We start from the raw sequence: 22263 nt of genomic DNA, 5'->3' as shown, positions 1-22263 counted from the left end.
GGAGGGGATTACTTCCAGGCTGAAACTAATCCATTTCATCGAGTGTGACAAGGGGCACACTGAGGATCACCAGCTGTTGTGTCGCCCGGGTCATCGCCACGTACCGATCAACGGCACCCTCGATGCCCTCACCGAACGACTCCGGATCGATCAGTACGACGAGATCGAACTCGAGCCCCTTGGACAACTCAGGCGTCAGCGACCGTACCCGTGGAGAAGCCGGCCGGTACGCCGGATCGCCGATCACACACGCGATCCCCTCTTGATGGTCGGCGAGCCAGCCGTCGACGAGCTGCTCCAACTCGGCTGTGTCCCCGTACTTCACCGGCACCCCGCTGCTGCGGATCGACGTCGGCACGTTGGCGTCCGGCAGCGCCTTGCGGATGACCGGCTCGGCCTCCGTCATCACCTCCTCCGGCGTCCGATAGTTGATGCTCAGGGACGCCAGGTTGATCCGATCCAGTCCGACCCGCTCGAGCCGCTCCTCCCACGACTCCGTGAACCCATGCCTGGCCTGCGCGCGATCGCCGACGATGGTGAAGCTGCGCGACGGGCAGCGGAGCAGCAGCATCTGCCATTCCGCGTCGGTCAGCTCCTGGGCCTCGTCGACGACGATGTGCGCGAACGGGCCCTTGAGGAAGTCCGGGTCCGCGGTGGGCAGACCGCCGGTGTCGACGAGCGCCTCCTGGATGTCTTGGCCGCGCAGCATCGGGATCCAGCCTTCGTTGTCGTCGTCGGCCTCGATGATGTGGTCGATGACGTCCTTCATCCGCTCGCGTTCGACCGCGGCGGCGGCCGTCTGCCGACGCTTCCGTCTGGAGGCTTCGGGGTCGCCGAGTCGCTGCCGGGCTGCGTCCAGGAGTGGTAGATCCGATGCCGTCCAGGCCTGGGGATCCTTGCGCTGCAGGAGTTTGACCTCCTCGGGGCTGAGCCAGGGCGCGCACATGCGGAGGTACGCGGGGACGGACCAGAGGTCGCCGACGAGGTCGGTCGGCTCGATCAGCGGCCAGGCCTTGCCGAACTCGTCGATCAGATCCTCGTTCTGCTCGAAGGATCTGCGGATCGTCTCGGTTGAGAGGTCTTCGTCTTCGTACTCTTCGACGTGCTTGTCCACCAGGATCGTGAGCAGCTCGTCCCAGACCTGGTCGCGCGCCTCGTTGTGCGGCGTACCGGGGTCGGCCGATCCGAACGCCTCGGCCCAGTCGGCGGAGGTGAGCGGGATATCGGTCCAGTGCGTCTCGACCGTCATCCGCTTGGTGGGTGCCTCTTCGTACAGCCGGACGGCCGGTTCGATCGCCTTGACCATGTCCGCGGTCGCCTTGAGCTGGGCGATCTTGGGGTCCTGCTCGTCGGGTGCTGCTGGCCCCTCGGGGAGGAGGTCGCGCAGGGTGCAGGTCTGCACGCCTTCCTCGCCGAGGCTGGGGAGTACGTCCGAGACATAGGCCAGGTAGGGCTGGTGGGGGCCGACGAACAGTACGCCGCCGTGACTGTGGTCGAGGCGCGGATCGGAGTACAGGAGGTACGCCGTACGGTGCAGTGCGACGACCGTCTTGCCGGTACCGGGGCCGCCGTCGACGACCAGCGCGCCGCGGGAGCCGGCGCGGATGATCGCGTCCTGGTCGGACTGGATGGTGCCGAGGACGTCCCGCATCCGGGCCGAGCGGTTGCTGCCGAGGCTGGCGATGAACGCGGACTGATCGTCGAGTGCGGCTTTATGGCCTTCGAAGCCTTCGGCGGTGAAGACCTCGTCCCAGTAGTCGGTGATGCGGCCGCGGGTCCAGCGGTAGCGGCGGCGGTCGGACAGGCCCATCGGGTTGGCGTGGGTCGCGCCGAAGAACGGCTCGGCGGCGGGGGATCGCCAGTCGATGAGCAGGCGGCGGCCGTCGCGGTCGGTGAGGCCTAGGCGGCCGACGTACACGACCTCGTCGTCGGTGGTGACCATGTGGCCGAGGGTCAGGTCCAGGCCGAAGCGTTTGAGGGTGCGGAGCCGTGCTGTCAGGCGGTGGACCTCGAGGTCGCGGTCGAGCGCCTCCTGGCCCTCGCCGCCGGGGGCCTTGCGGGTCTCGTCGAGGCGCTCGGAGAGTTCGGTGATCGTCTGCTGGAGGCTGTCGGCGATCGCGGCGAAATGCTCCTCGTCCTTGCCGATCAGGGCGGGGTCGGCCTTGGCTGCGAGGTTGGCGGGGAGGTCGAAAGCGCTGGTTTTCAAGGGGTTCACGTCAGCGGCTCCCATCGTGCAGCAGCAGCTCCGCGGCCACTGCTGTTCCGTCGGTGCGGATCTTGGCTGCTATCGCTTGGGCTTCTGGTTTCTTCAGTAGTGCGGCTTTGAGGGCGGTGGAGAGGGATTCGGTGGTCAGGGCCGCGCCGTCGTGGGCTGTCCCGATGCCCAGGTCGGCGACGCGGCCGGCCCAGTACGGCTGGTCGGCCAACTGGGGGACGATGACTTGCGGCGTACCGGCTCGTGTCGCGGTCATCGTCGTACCGGCGCCGCCGTGGTGCACGACGGCGGCCGTCTGCGGGAACAGTGCTTGCTGGTTGACCTCGTCGACGACGAAGCAGTCGTCCTGGTCATCGATGAGGTCGAGCTCTGCCCAGCCGCGCTTCAGGATCACGCGGCGGCCTTGCGCGCGTACCGCCTCGATGGCCGCCTCGGCGGCGTTTTCCGAGGAGTGCATGGGCATGCTGCCGAAGCCGACGAACACCGGCGGCTCTCCGTTGTCGAGGAACTCCTTGAGGTCGTTGGACAGTGGGCGCTCGTCCGGCAGGATCCAGGCGCCTGTTTGGACGATTGGCTGGGGTCCTTGCCACGGATCGAGCGTCGGGTCGGTCGCCAGCCAGGGCCGGTCGCCGACGACGTACCCGCGAACATCGTCGACCCGCGGCAGCCCGTACTTGATCCGGCTGCTGTTGAGCGCCTCGCCGAACAGTGCATTGTTGCTCTCGGCATCCAGTCCCCACAGCGTCTGGTTGTCCGTCACGTCTTTGGGGAGCGGCCGTCCGGGCAGCGCCAACGGCCGCCGCTGATTGGATGGCAACGTGAGCTGCTGAAAGGTCACCGAGACAGCCCGGATGTTCAGCAACTCCGCCACCGACAACGCACCGGCCGCCGCCGGCAGCATGCCCGTGGCAACTACTACGTCGAACCCGCGCGCCGCGTCGGTGAGCACCTCGAACTCGGCCGCGACGATCTCCGCCGCCCGCTCTGGAATGGATGAAGCCGCCGGCTTCGACTTGGTCAGCCCCTGCGCCGACCGCCAGATCGGCACCAAGGGCAGACCGAAGCCGGCCAGGAACTCCTCGAAATCCGGCGGCGCTGCGACCCGCACCTCCGCACCTCTGGCCTGCAACTGCAGCGCCAGCGCGACCATCGGCTCGACGTCCCCGCGCGACCCGTACGTCGACAACAAAACCCGCATCCACACTCCCCAAATCGGCTACAGGGAGTGAGTGTGAAGCATCACCGGGGCCTTGCGGCAAGTCCCCCCATGCGTTATAACTTAGACACGGCAGGGAGATCCTTTCTCCTTGCCTTTCGTTTTTCTCAGCCGCGGACGACTGGATTTCCGAGCGGAAGAGCCTTGCCGCCGGTCGACTGCGAGGCGGCGTTGAAGAACAGGTACACGCCTACCGCCGCGAAGACGAAGACCACCACGCCGCCGACCTTCAGCGTGCCGGCGGATTGCTGCAGTGTGCCGATCAGGACCAGTACCAAGGCGATCTCGATCAGCGCGAAGAGCAGCGTGTAGACGACCGGCAGCCGCAACGTCGCCAGTGTCAGCATCCCGATCACGACGAGCCACGAGATGACGAACAACCCCTGTGTGTGAAGGGCATCGCCGGCCGCAATCGCGAACCAGTTGTGCGTCAACCCCAGCACGAGCGTCGCGTAGCTCAACCAGAACCCGGCGAAGATCCCGAACACCCCAGCCACCGCGCTCTGCCCGACAGCCGCCGCCCAGATGGCCGCGATCGTCAGCCCGAGGGCCGTCGCCGCGACGATGATCGGCAGCGACGCCCCCACCCCCGCTGCGGAGACATACCCGACCAGAACAAGCCCGAGCGCCACCGACCCCACGATGAAGCTCGGCAGCCCGATCAGCGCCGGATCTCCGGTCACCGCTGGAACCTCAACCTCGGCAGCGTGCTGAGCGCTTTGAATGTCGGCGTCGATAGTCGTCATGGCCAGCTCCTTCAGGGCGAGAATCCCGATACAGCGAGCGTAGGTAGCCGTCCGATCACCGTATGTCTCGTTTTGAGACACCCCTTGTCCTCAGGCGGTCACCGGGCATTTATGGCTGAGCACGCAGCTCCAGCCGCCGTCGGTCCGTACGAAGACCTCGCTGATCCACTCGTCCGCTGCATAGGCGACGCCCTCCCAGGCACCGGTACTCCGCTTACGCGCTGTGACGACCGCCGAGTCGCCATGCCCGGCGACCCGCGGCTCCCCGACGATCTCCATCGTGTGGTGAGCCAGTTGCCCGCCGGCGATCCAACCGACGATGGCGGCCTTCCCGGTCGGGCCCGTCGGACCGACGTACACCCACTCGTCCGCCATGAACGCGGCTACTGCCTCCGCGTCGTTACGGACGAGCGCGGCATCCCAAGCCGCGGAAACAGCAAGAACCTCGGTCTCGGCACTCATGCCGTTCACCCTAAGCAGAAGCCGAGCCATCGGGATGGGGCCCTTGAACGCGATACGGTCCTGGTCTTGCGCAATACGGCGTGATCCGAGGCGGGGACTGATCAATGACCGATGCATCTGTCGTCTGCATCCTGTGCGGTGCCGGCGGGCCTTTCCGCCCGCGGGGCGCGAAGGACGGTTACGGCATCGAGGAGTGCCCGGCGTGCGGGTTGGTGCAATTGGTGCCGACGCCCACGCCGGAGACGCTGCGGGCGCTTTATGAGGAGGAGTCGTACTTCGGCGGCGAGGGTTCGGGCTATTCGCAGTACGAGAGCCAAGAAGCCGAGTACCTGGCTACCTTCCGTGAGGACGTCCGCCGGATCGCCGAATTCGTGCCGACCGGCCGCATCCTCGAGGTCGGCTGCGGCTACGGCTACTTCCTGAAGGCGGCTCTCGACGCCGGCTACGACGCGTACGGGGTCGATCTGTCACCCTCGGCCGTGAAGTTCGCCGACGAGCGCTACCCCGGCCGCGTGTACTGCGGCCTGGTCGAAGAGATCCCCGAGATCCAGGCCGAGAAGTACGACGTCATCTTCGCCTCCCACCTGATCGAACACGTCACCGACCCAGCTGCCTTCCTCCGTACTGCTGGGGGACTGCTCAACCCCGGCGGCCTGATCGTGATGGTCACCCCCAACATCGGCAGCCTCCTGTCCCGCGTCTCCGGCTCCCGCTGGGTCTCCTTCAAGATCCCCGAACACGTCAGCTACTACGACCACAAGACGATCACCGAACTACTCCACCGAACCGACTTCCAGGTGACCGCGATCGACAGCGCCTACCAGTACTACGCCCTCCCGTTCGTCACCTCCCGGGTCCGCGAGCTCCTTCACCCGGCCTCCCGCCTGATCCCGCCCTTCGAGCGCACCCGCCTCTTCCGCGACCGCCGCATCCGCGTCACCAGCGGCTCCATGCGAGTGATCGCCGCTCTGAAGTAGCCGACCCGGTCGTTGGGGTATAACACTGTCCGGCGCTTACCGCGCCGACCAGAATCGACCAGGGCGACGGGACAGATGCCGACTCACGAATGGACCATGGCCGGCGACGACTACGGCTCCCCCCAACGCCCCAGGCGGAAGACCGGCCTGATCATCACCCTGGCCGTACTCGCCGTCCTGATAGTCGCCGCCGCCCTCTACGACCGAGCCGGCCCGGCAGGCACCAGTGCCCCGTCGGTAGGCGGCAAGAGCTACCAAACCAGCGTCAACTGCCAGGTCAACACCGTCGGCTCCCAAGGCACCGTAACCATCACCGGCACCATCACGGGCGACGCCTCCAGCTACTCAGTCACCGTCGAGGTCCTGGACGCAGCCACCCAAGCCCAAATAGGCACCCAAACCTTCGAAGTCCAAGGCACCACCACCTTCACCGGCACCACCCCCGCCCTACTCCCCATCGGCCCCGCCGGCATCGACTGCAAAATCACCCAGGTCGTCTAAGGCTGACCAGCAGGACGCCCGCTCCAACCACCGCGATGACCGCGATCCAGCCCGCACCAACGTGCATGGCATGGACAAACGCATCATCAGCAGCCCGAGCAAGAGCGGGCTGGTGGATAGCAGCGGCGACGTGACGGGCCTGTTCGGCGGATACGCGCGCCTGGTCCTGTACCGGACCAGGTAGCCCGTCGAGCGAAGACTCGATCGCCCTCTGGTAGACGATCGACATGACCGTCCCACCCACCGCGATCCCGATCACACTGCCGGTCTGCCGCAGCGTGTTGGTGACCGCCGACCCGGCACCCGCCTGCTCCAGTGGCAGATCGCTGATCAGCGCGGCGGTAACAGGCCCGATCACCATCCCGATCGAGAGCCCCTGCACCAGCAACAGCACCTCGATCCAGACCAGCGGAGTCTGCAGCCCAACAAACCCGTACCCGCCCATGCTCAGCGCCGCCACCGTCATCGCCGGCACGCTCACCGCCCGCAGCGACCACCGCCGAACCAACCGCGCACCCAGCGGCGCCCCCGCCAGCGCCCCGAGCGCCGTCGGGACATTCGCCAGCCCCGCCTCCATCGGCGAAAACCCAAGCGCGCCCTGCAGGTAGAACGCGTTGTAAAAGGTGATCGCCGCGACCCCGAAGAGCAGCAACCCCAGCGCCACGTTGCCACCCCCGAACACACGCTGGGCCAGCAACCGCGGATCAAAGCTAGGCGCCTTGAGCCGCAGTTCGACGACCACGAACCCCGCCAACAAGACCAGCCCGACAACGATCGGTCCCCACACGTCAGCGCGACTCCACGCCGCCACCTGCCCCGCCCGAATCAACCCGTAGACCAGCGCCACCAGCCCTGCGATCGACAGCACCATCCCTGCCGGGTCCAGCGGCCGCTGCGTGGAACTCCGAAAATTCGGAACCAGCACCCCGACCCCAGCCAGCGCCACCGCCGCAACCGGCACATTGACCAAAAACACCGACCCCCACCAAAAATGCCCAAGCAAAAACCCCGCCAACACCGGCCCAGCAGCCATCCCCACCCCCGCCGACGTCGAGAAAACACTGATCGCCGCAGCCCGCGCCGCCCCCGTGAACGTCCACATGAGAATCGCCAACATCGCAGGCGTAATCAGCGCACTCCCCACCCCCATCACAGCCCTCGCCGCAATCAGCTGCCCCGCGCCGCCCGCATAAGCCGCCCACAGCGACCCGCCGGCAAAAACGACCAACCCACACCCGAATACCGTCCGATGCCCAACCCGATCCCCCACCGCCCCAGCGCTGAACATCAACCCCGCAAAGGCCAACGTGTAAGCCCCCGTAGCCCACTGCAACTCCCCAGGCCCAGCCCCCAAGCCACGCCCCGGATCCGCCAGCGTCTCCAACGCCGTACTGAGCACCGTGTTGTCCAGCCAAATCATCACCGAACACACCATCAACACACCAAGAACCAACCGTCGCCGACCCGTCGGCAACGCCACGATCACGGCCATCGAACACCCTCACCAATCGACCGGCAAACCCCTGACCGACCGGACCATAAACACCCTCAAAAGCCACTGTCAAACTTCAGAACTTTCCCCGAAAACCGTTGCAGCAAAGCACATTCCATGCCCATCGCCGGATTTGCAAAACACGTAATCCCATGCCCTCCGCCGCCCTGTCGGACCAAAAAAGGAGCCGGACGCAAGGCGTCCGGCTCCTTTGCGGTGGTGGCGTGTGTCTGCCACAGGCCCCGATCAGTGATCGTTGTAGAAGCACTTCTTGGTATCGAGAGCAATGACCACGATGTTGGCGCCGCTGCGGTCGACGATCCCCGCGTACATGCACACGCGCGAGCCCTCCTTGAGGTCCAGATTGCAGACCCCTGCATGCCCCTTGCCGTACGGGTTGTAGCACGCCCCGGTCCGCCCGTAATCAGTCTCGAAGTACGCCACCGCCGAGGAGCTGTCCTGATACATGTCCACGACGAAGAAGTTGTCCCCGTACTTCTGGAAGCACACGTAAGCCTGGAAGTTCCCAGTACACAGATCATCCTGAATGATGCTGACCTCGGTAGCCCGAAACATCGGCGGATTGTTGACCGTCGCGGCAGACGCCACCCCCGGACTCACCATCACCAACACGACCGCGACAAAGACCGCAGCAGCCGCGCTAACCAGCCGCCGGACGAACTGTAAATTCATGATGCCAATCCTCACTATGAGCGGGCCAGCAGCTTCCCACCCCACCCCCACCCTGACCAGACGTCGAGCCCACCGACGACAGACGCCCATCGGCGTCAGCACACCGCCCCTCCGAGACCACACACGCGACTGCACCCTTGCAACCCCGCTGGTGGCCCTAAGCCAATTCGAGTCCGAGTGGGACCAATTCCGTTAGCCGAGCCCTGACAGTCATCGCCGCGCTGAGGACCGCCAGCAGGCAAAGGCAGCGTGCGGCGCGACGGAGGAGCACCGCGGAGCTGGGGGGTGGGGAGCGGCGAGGTACGAGCCGCGTGGGCGGAGTCATCCTCGGATGCAGAAAGAGCCGGACGCTAGGTGCGTCTGGCTCTTTCTGAAGAGTGGCGGAGGATACGAGATTCGAACTCGTGAGGGGTTGCCCCCAACACGCTTTCCAAGCGTGCGCCCTAGGCCTCTAGGCGAATCCTCCAGGCGCGAGGATACGCGAGGAACGGGTGGGGAGGAAAATCGGGGGTGGGGAGGAGCGGGTGCGGCCTAGGGTCGGGGGTATGACTGGTGTGCCTGATCCGGGGGTTGTTTATCCGATGGCGGGGGTTGGGCGGGTGGTGCTGCTCCGGGGAGTGGTGGACTCGGAGTTGGTGGAGGTGGGGGACTACTCGTACTACGACGATCCGGTGGAGCCGGAGCGGTTTGTCGAGACGAACGTGCTGTATCACTACGGGCCCGAGAAGTTGCGGATCGGGAAGTACTGCGCGCTGGGTGAGGGGACGACGTTCGTGATGAACGGGGCCAATCATCGGATGGATGGGCCGTCGACGTTTCCGTTTCCGATCATGGGTGGGGCATGGGCGGAGCACTTCGGGTTGATCACCGGGTTGCCGGGGCGTGGGGACACGGTGGTGGGGAATGACGTGTGGTTCGGGTACGGGGCGACGGTGATGCCGGGGGTGCGGATCGGGGACGGGGCGATCATCGCGGCCAGGGCGGTCGTGGTTGACGACGTACCGGCGTACGGGATTGTTGGCGGGAATCCGGCCAAGTTGGTTCGCAAGCGATTCGGTGAGGACGAGATCGCTAGGTTGCTCGAGGTGGCCTGGTGGGATTGGCCGCCGGAGAAGGTGACCCGCCACGTCCCGGCGATCATGGCCGGCAGCATCGAGGAGTTGGAGGCTGCGGAGTGACGGTACTGCGGGAGCTCGCGCCGGGCGATGTGGATGCGCTTCAGGAGCTGATCGAGTCGGATCCGGGGTATACCGAGCGGGTGACCGGGTATCCGCCGGGCGCGGCAGATGCGCAGAGCCTCTTGATGATGCGGCCTGACGGAGTGGCGGAGGAAGCCAAGAAGGTGCTCGGGCTGTGGGAGGGCGAGCAGCTTGCCGCGGTGGTCGATCTACTGCGGGGGTACCCGAATGAGCACACGGCTTTCATTGGGCTGCTCGAAGTCCACGGGAGGCATCGTGGGCGGGGGCTGGGCGCGGCGGCGTACCGGGGAATTGAGGAGTACGTCGGGCGGGAGTGGGCGGAGGTACGGACGCTCAGGTTGGCTGTGGTGGATACGAATGCCGGGGAGGCGCAGGGGTTCTGGGAGTGCCTGGGGTTTGAGTGGACCGGTGAGGCTAAGCGATATCGGTACGACAAGCTGGAGAGTACTGCGCGGCTTTACGAGAAGTCGTTGTGCTAAAGCCGTATGGCGGCTACGTGGGGGCCTGTGTTGTTACGTGAGCAGGGCGGGGGCTAGTGCTCGCCATTCGTCGACTGGTTGGGGGCCGGTGATGCCGGTGATGACGTTGATGGAGACGTGGTTGGCGCCGGCGGTGTGGTGTTCGTGGAGTTTGTCCGCGATTTGGGTGGGGGTGCCCCAGGCGGCCAGTGAGTCGACGAGGTGGTCGGGGAGGTTGGTCAGGTCGTCGTCGGTGAAGCCTTGGCGTTTGAGAGAGGCGTTGTAGCCGGGGATCTGGGGGAAGAAGCTGATGGTGTTTCGGGCGATCGCGCGGGCTCGGTCGGGGTCGGTCTCCAGGACTACCAGGTGGGCGACGGTCAGTAGCTTGTCCGGGCCGAGGAGCGCCCGTGCCTCGGCGGTGTACTCGGGCGTGATGAGGAACGGGTAGGCGCCTTCGGTTCGTTCGGCGGCCAGTTTGAGCATTCGGGGGCCGAGGGCTGCCAGCAGGCGATGCTCAGTCGGTACGCCGTCCAGTTGGTCGAGGTACTCGTTGAGGCGCGGGATCGGGTGGGGACCGTGCGCGCCGCCTAGGCCGACGGTGAAGCGGCCGGGGGCGGTGGCCTCCAGGTTGGTGTACGCCGCGGTGACGTCGGCGGCTGTGTACTGGTCGATCGACAGGATGCCGGTGATGAATCTGATCGTCGAGGTCGCGCTGATCAGGTCGGCGACGGTCTGGAGGCCGGGGAGTGGGCCGCCGGACAGGGAGATGGCGGGGTAGCCGAGGTCCTCCGCGGCCTTCGCCGCGTCCAGGGAGTCAGCGCTGCTGGTCAAGCCGGTGGTGATTCCGAAGGGGCCGAAGTCAAGGCTCGTCATAGCAATGCCAACCGACTCGTCGGCGGATGCATTCCACCGCTGGGCAGGTGGGCGTTCCGGCGTACCGGAGGGGTGGATTCTGAGGTGGGGGGCCTGATCACGTACACTTCTGGCTGGTTCCCCGCGTGGCGGTATCTCGCCCAACTCCCCCAGGGCCGGAAGGCAGCAAGGGTAAGTGAGCTCTTCCGGGTGCGCGGGGAATCCTTATGTCCGGACCCCATCGCAGTCACCGCCCAAGGCCGCGAAATAGGCTGGGATCGAACGATCCACGCCTACGAGGGAGTCCGATGAGCGAGCTCGACCGCCGGTACCTGCAGGAACTGATCATCGGCGAGCTCGGGGTGACGCCGTCCTTCGATGCCGACGTCGAGATCGAGCGCCGGGTCGCGTTCCTCGTCGACCAGCTCCGGACGTCGGGCGCCAAGGCGTACGTGCTGGGTATCTCCGGCGGCGTCGACTCCAGTACTGCGGGCCGCCTCTGCCAGCTAGCCGTCGAGCGGGTGCGGGCGGAGGGCGGCCAGGCGAGCTTCGTCGCGATGCGGCTGCCGTACGGCGTACAGGCCGACGAGGACGACGCGCAGCGGGCGCTGGAGTTCATCCGCCCGGACGAGACGCTCACGGTCGACGTCAAGCCGGCCACGGACGCCCTGGTCGAGTCGGTCAGGCACGCCGATCTGGGTGATCGCGAGGACTTCCACAGCGGCAACGTCAAGGCACGGCAGCGGATGGTGGCGCAGTACGCCGTCGCCGGGGTGCGCGGCGGGCTCGTGGTCGGGACGGATCACGCGGCCGAGGCGGTGATGGGGTTCTTCACGAAGTACGGCGATGGCGCCTGTGACCTGACGCCGTTGGCGGGGCTCACCAAGCGCCGGGTGCGGGCGGTCGGCGCGAAGCTCGGTGCGTCCGACCTGATCACCGGGAAGGTGCCGACGGCTGACCTGGAGACGGGCAACCCGGGTGTGCCGGACGAGCTGGTGCTGGGGGTGACGTACGACGAGATCGACGACTTCCTCGAGGGCAAGCAGGTCAGCGACAAGGCGGCCGAGACGATCATCGGGTACCACCGGCGCACCATCCACAAGCGCGCGGTCCCGATCGCTCCCTGAGCTCCGGACGTCCACCGCACACCAACCCGTTCTGCGTCGCGGTCCGCAGGCGTGAGGCGACGCGCCGTGCGCGAGTTGGTGTGATGGCGGTCCGGGTCAGACGAGCAGGAACTCCGTGACGAGGGCGGTGTAGGCGTCGGCGGCTTCGGCGTGGACGAAATGGCCGGCGGCTTCGAAGTACCGGTATGTGCCGTTGCGGACGTCCTGCTGGAAGCGGGTGATCTCGGTCGGGCTGGTGACGGGGTCGTACCCGCCCTTGATCAGCAGCGCCGGCTGCGGCACCTGGCTGAGCAGCGGCAGCAGCGATTCGACGAAGCCGGGCGACCGGATGATTCTCTCGGCGAACCGCCCGGCACGGCTCTGGATCTCGTCGGGTAGGTCATCGGCGGGCAGCTTCAGGTCCCTCGAGCCTGGTCCGAGGTAGATCTCCATCCGGCGGTCGCCGAGGCGATGCAGCGCGCTGATCCGCTCCTGCCAGATCTCCACGGTCATCGGGCCGTGGTTGTCGAGCAGCTCCTCCACACCTTCGGCCAGGCCGAGTTCGCGCAACAGCGGCAGGCCGGCCTGGACCAGGTTTCGGGTGACGAGTTCGAAGTCCCAGGCCGGGTTCTCGAAGATCACCCGCTCGACGATCGCGGGATGCAGTACGGCGTACCGGAGCGCCAGCCGGCCGCCGAACGAGTGGCCGAGGATCGCCCAGCTGTCGATGCCCAGTACTTCGCGCAGCGCCTCGAAGTCGGCGATCAGGTCGTGCTCGGTGACCTCGCCGACGAGTGGATCGGAGTGCTGTACGCCGCGTTGGTCGACGGCGATCAGGTGGAGGTGTCTGGACAGTGCGTCGCCCTGGAAGGAGAGGAAGTCGTACGTTCCCGAGCCGGGTCCGCCGTGCAGGAACAGGAGCGCCGGGGCGTTCGACGGGCCGCGCTGATCGACGTACAGGTTTGTACCGCGAATCTCCATCAGCATGTGAGCGAGCGTAGAACCGCCTACGGTGGTTGAAAACCCATTCGATGGAGGGCTGATGGTCGACTTCTCGCTCAGTGAGGAACAGCGGGCGATCCGCGAGACGACGCGGGAGTTCGTCCGCCGGGAGCTGATGCCGCTGGAGAACGAGGTGCTCAAGCGGGAGCGGGAAGGGTTGCCGGGGATCGAGCCGGAGGTCGTCAAGGCGCTCCGGCTGAAGGCGAAGTCGTTCGGGTTCTGGGGTTTGAGCACGCCCGAGGAGTACGGCGGGATGGACCTGTCGGCGGTCGACCAGGCGCTGATCACGAGTGAGCTCGGGCGTACTTTCGTACCGTTCTCGTTCGGTGGCGAGGCCGACAACATCCTGTTCGAATGCAATGAGGAGCAGCGCAAGGAGTACCTGCTGCCGACGATCTCGGGTGAGCGGAAGTCGTGTTTCGCGATCACCGAGCCGGGGGCCGGCTCCGATACGCGGGCGATCCGGACGACCGCCCGCCGCGATGGTGACGAGTGGGTGATCCGGGGTGAGAAGACCTTCATCACGGGTGGCAACGAGGCGGATTTCGCGATCGTCATCGCGGTCACTGATGGGGAGTTGGGGTCGAAGGGTGGGTTCACCGCCTTCCTGGTCGACCGGGACCGTGGCTGGACGTCCGACCCGATCGTGACGATGGGCCAGGCGGTCCCGGCGACGCTGAGCTTCGACGACGTGCGGGTGCCGCACGATCATGTGCTCGGCGAGATCGGGCAGGGCTACGAGCTGGCGATGCGGTGGATCATGAAGGGTCGCTTCATCATCCCTGCCCGCGGTCTTGGTGCGTGTGAACGCCTTCTGCAGTTGGCGATCGAGCACTCGACCACGCGGGAGACCTTCGGCAATCCGATCGGGGACAACCAGGCGATCCAGTGGATGATCGCGGACTCCGAGGTCGAGCTGGAGGCAGCCCGGTGGCTTGTCTTCTATGCGGCCTGGTCCGTCGACCAGGGGCGGCCGCCGCAGCACGACAGTGCGATCGCCAAGCTCTATGGGACCAATACGGTCAACCGGGTCGCCGACCGGGTGCTGCAGATCCATGGCGGGATGGGCTACACGAAGGAGCTGCCGATCGAGCGCTGGTTCCGCGAGGTGCGGCTGTGGCGCATCTTCGAGGGGACGGACGAGATGCAGCGGCTGATCATCTCGCGCGATCTACTGCGCGGATACCGCAAGCCTGGCGCCCACTTCAACTGAGAGGCGTTGCAGCCGCACTGTGGCGATCCCGCGATAGGCAGGACGCAGCACGGCGGCCAGCGGGCCGGTGTGCTCGAACGAGTGGGTGACCCGGCCCTGGTCGATCTGCCAGACCCCGTCCTCGTGGAAGCCGGGCACCTGCCAGGTGATGTCGATCCGGGTCGGTGAGATGGCCGTGTACTCGAGCCAGCCGGTCAAGCCCGGTCGTACTCGCAGCTGGTAGCGGTGGCCTGATGGCGTCGCTGGGCCGTCGATGCTGAGGAACGCCTCGTTCCACGATGGCAGGGCGAGTGGGTCCAGTAGTACGTCGGCGACTGGGCCTTCGATGTGCAGAGTTGCTTGCTGCATTGGGGTTTCACTCCTTCTCGGTGGCGCGGCGTCTGGCCAGTGCCTCTCCGGCGGGGAAGGCGCCGGCCAGGGCGCGGAGGGTGGTGATGGTCTCGGCCACTGGTTGGCCGGTGACGAGTTGATCGATGGCGTGATGCAGCTTGTCCTCGGCGGCGACTATGCGCTTGCTGAGGGCCTTCCCCTCGGCAGTGAGGCTCAGTGCGAGGTACCGGCGGTCGTCCGGGTCCGTGTCGCGCTGCACCAGGCCCTGTGCGACCAGGCGGTCCACTAGGCGGCTGGGGCTGTTGCCGGTCTCGCAGACGAGCAGTCCGCCGAGTGCGCTGAGGGTGAGGGGGCCGTGGTCGCGTAGTACGCGCAGTACTTCCGCCTGCGAGGGCGTGACGCCTAGGGGGCGGAGCTCCGCGGCAAGTAGCCGGTTGCCCTCTCGCTGGATCGCGAGGATCAGGTACCGGAGTTCTTCAGCAACCTTCATGGAGCGACATCCTCCTGCTAGTGCAAGGCGAGGTGTGCGGCGGGATCATGGGCGGCCAGTACGACGAGGTCGGGGAACAGTTCGCGCAACTGGTTGACCTTGGCGACGGCGCGGTGCAGTTCCGGCCGCTTGCCGACTCCGGGGATCTCGCCGGCAGCGAGTAGATCGGCGTCGTACGTCAGGTCGCCGACCATCAGTAGGGGTGGCCTGCCGGTGCGGCGTACGAGCATGGAGAGCGAGCCGGGGGTGTGGCCCGGTGTCGGCAGCAGCACGAGGCTGCCGTCTTGGAACAGGTCGTGTCCCTGGTCGAACGGACCGATCGGGGCGATGCCTTCGTAGTGGATGCGCTCCCAGCGCAGGTCGGGGCGCTCGATGTGCCGTCGCAGGTAGCCGCGGGCGGTGGGGAGCGGCCGGCGCATCGACTTCCACTCCTCGTCCGCGACGACGATCCGCGCCTTGCTGAGCTCTCGCAGGCCGCCGATGTGGTCCTGGTGCAGATGCGACAGCACTGCCGTGTGGACGTCGGCGATGTCGTATCCGGCTGCGGTCAGCAGGTTCGAGAGGGTCTGCTCGGGCGCTATCTCGAAGGTCGCGAGACGGTCGTAGACGATGCCGTTCAGGCCGCCGGGGAAGTAGTCCGGGTCGGTGACGGACGCGCGGTCCTGACCGGTGTCGAACAGGACCAGGCCGTCGGGATGCTCCACGACGTAGACGTTGATCGGCCGCGGCGGGGTCCAGCTCTTCGAGGTGGCGAGCCAGACGTACATGTTCTTGTCCGTCGGGCCGACGTGCTCGGGGCGGATCCGGACGCTTCCGGTGCTGAGGGTGGTGACTCTGTCGATGTCCATGCCCAATACATTACACGACATGTATGTCGTGTCAACTAATGACCGGGCGGGAGACTTGGGGCATGTCGGAGCAGCCGGGGCGGTACGCGGTCGTTGGTAGTGGGTGGCGGAGCGAGTTCTTCCTGCGGTTGGCGGAGGTGATGCCCTCGCGGTTCGCGGTGAGTGGGGTGGTCACTCGGACCGCGTCGCGGGGAGAGGAAGTTGAGGGGCGGTGGGGCGTACCGGCGTACCGGTCGGTGGATTCGTTGCTCGCGGCTGGGCGGCCGGACTTCGTCGTGGTGTCCGTGCCGTGGGAGGTCGCGCCGGGAGTGACTGCCGAGTTGGTTGCCGAGGGCATCCCGGTGCTGACCGAGACGCCGCCGGCGCCGGATGTGGAGGGGCTGCGGCGGCTTTGGTCCTCTGTGGGCGCCAGTGGGTTGGTGCAGGTGGCTGAGCAGAATCCCTTCCTGCCTTTGCACGCGGCGCAGTTGTCGCTGGTGCGTCGTGGTGCGCTCGGGGAGGTCGGGTCGGTTCAGCTGTCGTCGACGCATCTGTACCACGCGGTGTCGGTGATTCGGCGGCTGCTCGGGGTCGGGATGGAGCCGGCGACGGTTGCGGCGCGGTCGTTCGAGGCGCCGCTGGTCGATCCGATGACGCGGGACGGCTGGACTGGCTCGAGCGTGGTGCGTCCGGCGGCCACCACTTTGGCGACGCTGGATTTCGGCGGTCGGGTCGGGGTTTACGACTTCACCGACAACCAGTGGCACAACCCCTTGCGCAGCAGCCGGATCGTGATTCGGGGGAGTCATGGTGAGCTGGTCGACGATCGGGTGGTGCGGCTCGTCGATCCGGTGACGGCTGTCGAGTCGCAGCTGGTGCGGCGGCAGACGGGGCTCGGGCCGAATCTGGAGGGGTTCGCTCTCGACCATCTCAGCCTCGACGGATCGGTGGTCTACCGGAACCCGTTTCCCGGGGTCCGGCTGGCTGACGAGGAGATCGCGATCGGGTCGTTGCTGGCCGGGATGACGGATTGGTGCCGGGGTGCGGGCGAGCCGCCGTACCCGCTGGCTTCGGCGAGTCAGGACCATCTGATCGCGCTGGCGATCGCCGAGTCGGTTCGTTCGGGTGTGGCGGTGAAAACCGTCGCCGAGGCGTGGTCGGAGGCGGTGTGAGTTCCTTCTCAGTGCAGTTGCAGGTCACTGTGCGGTCATGGTCAACCTGACATCGGGACTGGCACAGTGTGTGCATGAAGGGTCTGATGCAGGATTCCCAGCTGTCCCTGGACACGATCTTCCGCCGCGCGGAGCAATTCTTCCCGGACAAGACCGTCTACACCGGCGGCCCAGCACCTACCAGTACTACGTACGCGGAGTGGGCAGCGCGGACGCGACGGCTCGGCGGCGTCTTCGACACGCTGGGCATCAGCTCGGACGGCCGGGTCGGCACCTTCGCCTGGAACTCGGGCCGTCACCTCGAGCTGTACTTCGCGGCGCCCTGTACCGGGCGGGTGCTGCACACGCTCAACATCAGGCTCTTCCCCGACCAAGTCGTCTACATCGCGAACCACGCCGAGGACGAGGTGGTCTTCGTCGACCGGTCGTTGCTCGGACTGTTCCTGCCGTTGCTCGACCGGCTGCCGTTGCTCCGGCACGTCGTGGTGATGGACGACCTGCCGGCCGGTGCTCCGAGCGTCGAACTGCCGGACGACGACCGCTTCCACGACTACGAGGAGCTGCTGGCCGCCGCTGAGCCGGTCGAGTTCCACGTCGAGGACGAAAACCAGGCCGCCGCCATGTGCTACACGAGCGGGACGACCGGCAACCCCAAGGGCGTCGTCTACTCCCACCGCTCGACCTGGCTGCATTCGATCGGGGTGCTCACCAACGCCGCCATCGGGCTCCACGAGACCGACACCGTGCTGCCGGTGGTGCCGATGTTCCACGCCAATGCGTGGGGGCTCGCGCATGCGGCACCGATGGCCGGCGCGAGCCTGGTCTTCCCCGGGCCGGACATGTCGCCGCAGGGGATCCTCAAGCTGCTGAAGGAGCAAGACGTCACGGTCGCCGCGGGCGTGCCGACGATCTGGCAAGGGCTGTTGCCGTTGCTGGACGGTGTGGAGCTGCCCAAGCTCCGGCGGATCCCGTGTGGTGGTTCGGCCGTGCCGCTGGCGCTGTCCGAGGCATTCCGGAGCAAGCTCGGCAAGCCGATCCTGCAGGCCTGGGGCATGACCGAGACGAGCCCGGTCGCGACGGCCTCGCACATTCCGACGCGCGACCAAGGGCTGCCCGAGGAGGAGCAGGCCAAGCTCCGCGCCCGGCAAGGACTGCCGTTGCCGGGGGTCGAGGTGCGGATCGTCGAGCCAGGATCCATCACCCCATTGCCGTGGAATGACGAGGCGACGGGTGAGCTGCAGGTCCGCGGGCCGTGGATCGCGGCGGAGTACTACCGGCCCGATGCAGGGGTCGAGCTCAACACCGAGGACGGCTGGATGAAGACGGGCGACGTCGCCGCCATCGATCAGTACGGCTCAGTGCGGCTCGTCGACCGGACGAAGGACCTGGTGAAGTCCGGTGGCGAGTGGATCAGCTCGGTGGAGTTGGAGAACCTGCTGATGGCTCACCCGGCGATCAGGGAGGCGGCGGTCATCGGCGTACCGCATCCGAAGTGGGACGAGCGGCCGCTGGCGTGCGTAGTACTGCAAGAGGGTGCGACCGCGACGTCCGAAGAGATCCTTGCGTACCTGGAGCCGTTGGTTGCCAAGTGGTGGCTGCCCGACGCGGTCGAGTTCATCGACGAGGTGCCGAAGACCAGCGTCGGCAAGTTCTCCAAGAAGGACCTGCGGACTCGGTTCGCCGACTACCACCTCGAGTGACTCTCGTCAGGGGTTGGTAGCGGTTGCGAGGCGAGAGCTGCAGACGTTGCGTGTGGACCTGATCAGTGAGGCGAGGTCCTCCGGGGCCTTGCCGAAATCAAGCAGGAGGTCATCGACCGAGCCGAGGCCGGCATCGGGGAGCAGCCGCTTCTCGTTGGTTACCCATCGACCCTCGGCTGCCATCACGGCATGGGCCGCCATCATGGTGGCCTGAGCCAGCAGGCCCAGGCATTGGGTGACTCGTCCGGAGGAGGCGGAGCTTGTCTCGGCGTACCCGAAGAGGAGGTCGGCACTGTTCCACCATCTGGTCGCGGCTTGCTGTTGGAGTTCGGGTGGGTAGGTAGGGCGGGGGAGGTCGCCGTGGAGGACTTGGGCGAAGGCCAGCTCCGCCAGGAGGAGGTAGCTGGGGATACCGGCCAGGTGGAACATCAGCGGTTCGATGGTGAACTGTCCGACCTCGGCCTCCGCGATTACGCGCTCGACTACCGCGAGATCGCGGTAGTGGACGTCCACCTTGCGGCCGTCGATCTGGAGCCAGGCGCCGCCGTTGAAGATGCCGCCGCCCCAGGCGCCTAGTTCGAAGACCTCGCCGGACCACCCGAGGTCCCGGAGATCCTGCGGATCGAAGGTGTTCCGGTAGTAGATCCCGAGATCCCAGTCGCTGTCGGCCTGATGTGTTCCTTGGGCGCGCGAGCCGCCAAGCGCAATCGCCGTCACACCGGGCAGGCCCGCGAGCTTGGCGACAACCCGATCGAGAAACTCTTCGTCGTCCGGCACGAGCTGCCTCCTCATCGTCGCGGCGCCAGTTCGCAGTCAACTGTCGCGTCTCGTCGCGCCGGGCGTCGGTTGTCGTCCGGGCTCGTCGTCCGCGTCCGCGTCCGACTTCCCGCGTCCGACTTCCCGCGTCCGACTTCCCGCGTCCAGCGCCCGGCGTCCTTCGGTCGTCGTCCGCGAAAGGGTAGATGGCGGGGCCGGTTGGCGGCAGCCGAATTTCCTGCTGGTGTGGCGGTCGTTGGGCTGGTGGAGGTGGCTGCCGGTCGAATCGCCGGGGGTGCGCGCAAGGCGACCGGCGTCGGTAGGGTGGCGGGAATGCGAGGGATCATCCTGGCCGGCGGCGACGGTACCCGGCTGCATCCGTTGACGATGGGGGTCAGCAAGCAGCTGTTGCCGGTGTACGACAAGCCGATGATCTACTACCCGCTGTCGACGCTGATCCTGGCGAACATCCGTGAGGTGCTGGTGATCACCCGGCCCGGCGACGCCGCGCAGTTCCGGCGGTTGCTGGGGGACGGTTCGCAGTTCGGGATGGAGATCTCGTACGCCGAACAGCCCAGCCCGGACGGTCTCGCCCAGGCGTTCCTGATCGGGGAGTCGTTCATCGGCTCGGACCCGGTCGCGCTGGCCCTCGGCGACAACATCTTCTACGGGCCGGGACTCGGGTTGCACCTGCAGCGGTTCAACGAGGTGGACGGCGGGGTCATCTTCGCGTACCGGGTCGCGGACCCGTCGGCGTACGGGGTGGTCGAGTTCGACGCGGACGGGCGGGCGCTGAGCATCGAGGAGAAGCCGGCACGGCCGAAGAGCAAGTACGCAGTACCGGGGCTGTACTTCTACTCCAGCGATGTCGTCGAGGTCGCCAAGGAGGTCCGGCCATCGGCGCGTGGCGAGCTGGAGATCACTGCGGTCAATGCGAGCTACCTCCAGGACAAGCGGTTGCAGGTGGAGGTCCTGCCCCGCGGTACCGCCTGGCTCGACACTGGGACGTTCGACGCGCTGATGTCGGCCGGGGAGTACGTCCGGGCGGTCGAGACGCGGCAAGGGCAGAAGATCAGCTGTCCGGAGGAGATCGCCTGGCGGCGCGGATTCATCGACGACGCCGGGCTGCAGCGCTGCGCCGACGCTCTGCCCAAGTCGGGCTACGGGGACTACCTGCTCGGGCTGCTGGAGGAAGGTCTGCATTGAGCCGGCGGGGGCGGTCAGCGGTGATCTGTGCGCTACCTGTGCACGGGGGAGCGTGGATTGTCGGCGCTCGGCGCTAGGGTTGCCGTCGTGGAAGCACCCCTTGCGTTGTATCGCCGGTACCGCCCGGAGACCTTCTCCGAGGTGATCGGGCAGGACCATGTCACCGTTCCGCTGCGGAACGCGCTGAGCAACAACCGGGTGAACCACGCCTATCTGTTCTCCGGTCCACGCGGCTGCGGCAAGACCACCAGCGCCCGGATCCTGGCCCGCGCGATCAACTGCGAGAAGGGCCCGATCGCCGAGCCGTGCGGGGTCTGCAAGTCGTGTACCGACCTGGCCCGCGGTGGTCCCGGCAGCATCGACGTGATCGAGATCGACGCCGCCTCGCACGGTGGTGTCGACGACGCGCGCGACCTGCGCGAGCGGGCCTTCTTCGCGCCGGTCGAGAGCCGCTACAAGATCTACATCATCGACGAGGCGCACATGGTCACGACGCAGGGCTTCAACGCCCTGCTGAAGCTGGTCGAGGAGCCGCCGCCGCACCTCAAGTTCATCTTCGCGACGACCGAGCCCGAGAAGGTGATCGGGACGATCCGGTCCCGGACGCACCACTACCCCTTCCGGTTGGTACCGCCGAAGGCGCTCGCTGAGTACATGGCGACCCTTTGTGAGGCCGAGGGCGTCACGATCGAGCCGGCCGCGCTGCCGCTGGTGGTTCGCGCGGGCGCTGGGTCGGTGCGTGACTCGCTGAGCGTTCTCGATCAGTTGATCGGTGGTGCGGACAGCGACGGGGTGACGTACCGGCTGGCTGTGCAGCTGCTCGGCTTCACGCCGGACTCGTTGCTGGATGCGTGCGTGGATGGGTTCGCGGCGCACGACAGCAGGGCCGTGTTCGAGACGATCGAGAAGGTCATCGAGACCGGGCAGGACCCCAAGCGGTTCGCCGAGGATCTGCTGCGGCGATTGCGTGACCTGGTGATTTTGTCGGCGGTACCGAACGCGGTCGCCTCCGGGCTGATCGAGGCGGCCGAGGACCAGGGCGAGCGGCTGCAGACGCAGGCGGCGGGTATCGGCGCGGCTGAGCTGACCCGCGCGGCTGACATCGTCGCGGCCGGTCTGCTGGAGATGCGCGGCGCGACGGCTCCCCGCCTCCAGCTGGAACTGATCTGCGCCAAGGTGCTGCTCCCCGGCGCCGACGACTCCACCAACGGCATTCAAGCCCGCCTGGACCGCATGGAACGCCGCCTGACCATCACCGGCGGCTCAATCCCAGCCGGTACGCCGGCCACGCACCAACCCCAGCACCAGCAGTCAGCCCCGGCGGGCCCCCCGACCCACGCCGCCGCTCCGCAGGGAGCACCGGTTGGAAGCCAGGGTTCGCCTTCGCAAGCTGCTCAGGGTGGAGGCCAGCCAGCGGCGCCGCAGGTGGCGGCGGGTGGCTCGCAGCAGGGTGGTGAGCCAGGCGGATCGGCGCAGGCTCAGGAGCAGTTGGGCGCCGGGCAGGGCCAGGCATCGACGGTGCCAGGTGGCTCGTCGGCGGCCGGGGGCGGGCACGCGAGCGCACCGGCAGGGGCGGCGCAAGGCAGTGCTCCGGCCGGGCCGGGGCAAGGCGGTGCGTCCGGGCCAGGCAGTGCTCCGGCAGGGCCGGGG

The 22263-nt window shown here is 67.1% G+C and carries 21 protein-coding genes, 1 tRNA gene, 1 other RNA gene and 1 pseudogene; 11 read left to right on the top strand and 13 right to left on the bottom strand.

Features of this window, described 5'->3' with window-relative positions; translation table 11 throughout:
• Positions 1-25: 25 nt before the first annotated feature.
• The 4 genes from helR to ABD768_RS25410 all read right to left on the bottom strand — a co-directional run bounded on the left by helR (position 26) and on the right by ABD768_RS25410 (position 4639).
• Complete coding sequence (helR, locus tag ABD768_RS25425; protein WP_425558451.1) at positions 26-2230, bottom strand: RNA polymerase recycling motor ATPase HelR; 2205 nt, start codon at positions 2228-2230, stop codon at positions 26-28.
• Entirely contained in the window at positions 2217-3413 is a 1197-nt protein-coding gene (locus tag ABD768_RS25420) for a glycosyltransferase (RefSeq protein WP_344844648.1), read from the bottom strand. Before ABD768_RS25420 ends, helR begins: the two co-directional genes overlap by 14 nt.
• A 125-nt stretch (positions 3414-3538) precedes the next feature.
• Entirely contained in the window at positions 3539-4177 is a 639-nt protein-coding gene (locus tag ABD768_RS25415; protein WP_343967297.1) for a GPR1/FUN34/YaaH family transporter, read from the bottom strand.
• 90 nt (positions 4178-4267) lie between these two features.
• Positions 4268-4639 (bottom strand): nuclear transport factor 2 family protein, encoded by a 372-nt coding sequence (locus tag ABD768_RS25410; protein WP_344844646.1) that lies wholly within the window; start codon positions 4637-4639, stop codon positions 4268-4270.
• A 104-nt stretch (positions 4640-4743) separates the two neighbouring features.
• On the opposite strand from ABD768_RS25410, the gene ABD768_RS25405 reads away from it, so the two are divergent.
• Complete coding sequence (locus ABD768_RS25405; protein ID WP_343967301.1) at positions 4744-5616, top strand: class I SAM-dependent methyltransferase; 873 nt, start codon at positions 4744-4746, stop codon at positions 5614-5616.
• A gap of 75 nt (positions 5617-5691) precedes the next feature.
• Positions 5692-6117 (top strand): hypothetical protein, encoded by a 426-nt coding sequence (locus ABD768_RS25400; protein WP_343967302.1) that lies wholly within the window; start codon positions 5692-5694, stop codon positions 6115-6117.
• Here the strand turns inward: ABD768_RS25400 and ABD768_RS25395 are convergent.
• The 3 genes from ABD768_RS25395 to ABD768_RS25385 form a co-directional block, all read right to left on the bottom strand.
• On the bottom strand, positions 6101-7609 hold the full coding sequence (locus ABD768_RS25395; RefSeq protein WP_344844642.1) for an MFS transporter: 1509 nt from the start codon (positions 7607-7609) through the stop codon (positions 6101-6103). The two genes, ABD768_RS25400 and ABD768_RS25395, sit on opposite strands and share 17 nt — an antisense overlap.
• Positions 7610-7855: 246 nt before the next feature.
• Positions 7856-8302, bottom strand: coding sequence for a hypothetical protein (locus tag ABD768_RS25390; protein WP_344844639.1), 447 nt, complete (start codon positions 8300-8302; stop codon positions 7856-7858).
• A gap of 378 nt (positions 8303-8680) precedes the next feature.
• Positions 8681-8768: transfer RNA gene (locus ABD768_RS25385), tRNA-Ser, on the bottom strand.
• 79 nt (positions 8769-8847) lie between these two features.
• Here ABD768_RS25385 and ABD768_RS25380 point away from each other — a divergent pair.
• Complete coding sequence (locus ABD768_RS25380) at positions 8848-9480, top strand: CatB-related O-acetyltransferase (protein WP_344844636.1); 633 nt, start codon at positions 8848-8850, stop codon at positions 9478-9480.
• Positions 9477-9980 (top strand): GNAT family N-acetyltransferase, encoded by a 504-nt coding sequence (locus ABD768_RS25375; RefSeq protein ID WP_344844633.1) that lies wholly within the window; start codon positions 9477-9479, stop codon positions 9978-9980. The genes ABD768_RS25380 and ABD768_RS25375 overlap by 4 nt, the downstream gene beginning before the upstream one ends.
• Positions 9981-10013: 33 nt before the next feature.
• Here ABD768_RS25375 and ABD768_RS25370 read toward each other — a convergent pair whose 3' ends face one another.
• The gene (locus tag ABD768_RS25370; protein ID WP_344844632.1) at positions 10014-10832 is read right to left on the bottom strand and encodes a TIGR03620 family F420-dependent LLM class oxidoreductase; all 819 of its coding nucleotides are present in this window, start codon (positions 10830-10832) and stop codon (positions 10014-10016) included.
• Between the two features lie 112 nt (positions 10833-10944).
• On the opposite strand from ABD768_RS25370, the gene ffs reads away from it, so the two are divergent.
• Positions 10945-11041, top strand: an RNA gene (gene ffs / locus ABD768_RS25365) — signal recognition particle sRNA small type.
• A 78-nt stretch (positions 11042-11119) separates the two neighbouring features.
• Positions 11120-11938 carry an ammonia-dependent NAD(+) synthetase gene (gene nadE / locus ABD768_RS25360; protein ID WP_343967314.1) on the top strand — a complete coding sequence of 273 codons (819 nt, stop codon included), beginning with the start codon at positions 11120-11122 and terminating at the stop codon, positions 11936-11938.
• 96 nt (positions 11939-12034) lie between these two features.
• Here nadE and ABD768_RS25355 read toward each other — a convergent pair whose 3' ends face one another.
• Positions 12035-12904: an alpha/beta fold hydrolase gene (locus ABD768_RS25355; RefSeq protein WP_344844630.1), complete on the bottom strand. Its 870-nt coding sequence runs from the start codon at positions 12902-12904 to the stop codon at positions 12035-12037.
• Between the two features lie 55 nt (positions 12905-12959).
• Between ABD768_RS25355 and ABD768_RS25350 the strand changes: the two genes are divergently transcribed.
• Positions 12960-14132, top strand: a complete 1173-nt coding sequence (locus tag ABD768_RS25350) for an acyl-CoA dehydrogenase family protein (RefSeq protein WP_344844628.1) — start codon at positions 12960-12962, stop codon at positions 14130-14132.
• Here the strand turns inward: ABD768_RS25350 and ABD768_RS25345 are convergent.
• Genes ABD768_RS25345 through ABD768_RS25335 form a run of 3 tightly spaced genes read right to left on the bottom strand, consistent with a single transcriptional unit; the run spans position 14091 to position 15800 of the window.
• Positions 14091-14480 (bottom strand): hypothetical protein, encoded by a 390-nt coding sequence (locus ABD768_RS25345; protein ID WP_344844626.1) that lies wholly within the window; start codon positions 14478-14480, stop codon positions 14091-14093. The genes ABD768_RS25350 and ABD768_RS25345 overlap by 42 nt on opposite strands.
• Positions 14481-14487: 7 nt before the next feature.
• Entirely contained in the window at positions 14488-14952 is a 465-nt protein-coding gene (locus ABD768_RS25340; RefSeq protein WP_343967322.1) for a MarR family winged helix-turn-helix transcriptional regulator, read from the bottom strand.
• A 17-nt stretch (positions 14953-14969) separates the two neighbouring features.
• Positions 14970-15800 carry an N-acyl homoserine lactonase family protein gene (locus tag ABD768_RS25335; protein ID WP_343967324.1) on the bottom strand — a complete coding sequence of 277 codons (831 nt, stop codon included), beginning with the start codon at positions 15798-15800 and terminating at the stop codon, positions 14970-14972.
• A gap of 62 nt (positions 15801-15862) precedes the next feature.
• Between ABD768_RS25335 and ABD768_RS25330 the strand changes: the two genes are divergently transcribed.
• Both ABD768_RS25330 and ABD768_RS25325 read left to right on the top strand, forming a co-directional pair.
• On the top strand, positions 15863-16951 hold the full coding sequence (locus ABD768_RS25330; RefSeq protein WP_344844624.1) for a Gfo/Idh/MocA family protein: 1089 nt from the start codon (positions 15863-15865) through the stop codon (positions 16949-16951).
• 74 nt (positions 16952-17025) lie between these two features.
• On the top strand, positions 17026-18651 hold the full coding sequence (locus tag ABD768_RS25325; RefSeq protein WP_343967328.1) for a long-chain fatty acid--CoA ligase: 1626 nt from the start codon (positions 17026-17028) through the stop codon (positions 18649-18651).
• Between the two features lie 6 nt (positions 18652-18657).
• Here the strand turns inward: ABD768_RS25325 and ABD768_RS25320 are convergent, their stop codons facing one another.
• On the bottom strand, positions 18658-19428 hold the full coding sequence (locus ABD768_RS25320) for a nucleotidyltransferase domain-containing protein (RefSeq protein WP_344844622.1): 771 nt from the start codon (positions 19426-19428) through the stop codon (positions 18658-18660).
• Between the two features lie 312 nt (positions 19429-19740).
• On the opposite strand from ABD768_RS25320, the gene rfbA reads away from it, so the two are divergent.
• On the top strand, positions 19741-20613 hold the full coding sequence (rfbA, locus tag ABD768_RS25315; protein WP_343967332.1) for a glucose-1-phosphate thymidylyltransferase RfbA: 873 nt from the start codon (positions 19741-19743) through the stop codon (positions 20611-20613).
• 36 nt (positions 20614-20649) lie between these two features.
• Positions 20650-22212: pseudogene (locus tag ABD768_RS25310) on the top strand (DNA polymerase III subunit gamma and tau); the annotation flags it as partial.
• Between the last annotated feature and the right edge of the window lie 51 nt (positions 22213-22263).

The organism is Kribbella ginsengisoli (genome assembly GCF_039537185.1).
Classification (GTDB): Bacteria; Actinomycetota; Actinomycetes; order Propionibacteriales; family Kribbellaceae; genus Kribbella; species Kribbella koreensis.
Note: the sequence above shows the minus strand (reverse complement) of the source record. Positions and strands in the feature narration are given on the sequence as shown.

What these genes read in the sequence shown, in the direction of transcription:
- helR (WP_425558451.1), bottom strand. Translation starts at nt 2,230, where the DNA reads ATGGGAGCCGCTGACGTGAACCCCTTGAAAACCAGCGCTTTCGACCTC.
- ABD768_RS25420 (WP_344844648.1), bottom strand. Translation starts at nt 3,413, where the DNA reads ATGCGGGTTTTGTTGTCGACGTACGGGTCGCGCGGGGACGTCGAGCCG.
- ABD768_RS25415 (WP_343967297.1), bottom strand. Translation starts at nt 4,177, where the DNA reads ATGACGACTATCGACGCCGACATTCAAAGCGCTCAGCACGCTGCCGAG.
- ABD768_RS25410 (WP_344844646.1), bottom strand. Translation starts at nt 4,639, where the DNA reads ATGAGTGCCGAGACCGAGGTTCTTGCTGTTTCCGCGGCTTGGGATGCC.
- ABD768_RS25405 (WP_343967301.1), top strand. Translation starts at nt 4,744, where the DNA reads ATGACCGATGCATCTGTCGTCTGCATCCTGTGCGGTGCCGGCGGGCCT.
- ABD768_RS25400 (WP_343967302.1), top strand. Translation starts at nt 5,692, where the DNA reads ATGCCGACTCACGAATGGACCATGGCCGGCGACGACTACGGCTCCCCC.
- ABD768_RS25395 (WP_344844642.1), bottom strand. Translation starts at nt 7,609, where the DNA reads ATGGCCGTGATCGTGGCGTTGCCGACGGGTCGGCGACGGTTGGTTCTT.
- ABD768_RS25390 (WP_344844639.1), bottom strand. Translation starts at nt 8,302, where the DNA reads ATGAATTTACAGTTCGTCCGGCGGCTGGTTAGCGCGGCTGCTGCGGTC.
- ABD768_RS25380 (WP_344844636.1), top strand. Translation starts at nt 8,848, where the DNA reads ATGACTGGTGTGCCTGATCCGGGGGTTGTTTATCCGATGGCGGGGGTT.
- ABD768_RS25370 (WP_344844632.1), bottom strand. Translation starts at nt 10,832, where the DNA reads ATGACGAGCCTTGACTTCGGCCCCTTCGGAATCACCACCGGCTTGACC.
- nadE (WP_343967314.1), top strand. Translation starts at nt 11,120, where the DNA reads ATGAGCGAGCTCGACCGCCGGTACCTGCAGGAACTGATCATCGGCGAG.
- ABD768_RS25355 (WP_344844630.1), bottom strand. Translation starts at nt 12,904, where the DNA reads ATGCTGATGGAGATTCGCGGTACAAACCTGTACGTCGATCAGCGCGGC.
- ABD768_RS25350 (WP_344844628.1), top strand. Translation starts at nt 12,960, where the DNA reads ATGGTCGACTTCTCGCTCAGTGAGGAACAGCGGGCGATCCGCGAGACG.
- ABD768_RS25345 (WP_344844626.1), bottom strand. Translation starts at nt 14,480, where the DNA reads ATGCAGCAAGCAACTCTGCACATCGAAGGCCCAGTCGCCGACGTACTA.
- ABD768_RS25340 (WP_343967322.1), bottom strand. Translation starts at nt 14,952, where the DNA reads ATGAAGGTTGCTGAAGAACTCCGGTACCTGATCCTCGCGATCCAGCGA.
- ABD768_RS25335 (WP_343967324.1), bottom strand. Translation starts at nt 15,800, where the DNA reads ATGGACATCGACAGAGTCACCACCCTCAGCACCGGAAGCGTCCGGATC.
- ABD768_RS25330 (WP_344844624.1), top strand. Translation starts at nt 15,863, where the DNA reads ATGTCGGAGCAGCCGGGGCGGTACGCGGTCGTTGGTAGTGGGTGGCGG.
- ABD768_RS25325 (WP_343967328.1), top strand. Translation starts at nt 17,026, where the DNA reads ATGAAGGGTCTGATGCAGGATTCCCAGCTGTCCCTGGACACGATCTTC.
- rfbA (WP_343967332.1), top strand. Translation starts at nt 19,741, where the DNA reads ATGCGAGGGATCATCCTGGCCGGCGGCGACGGTACCCGGCTGCATCCG.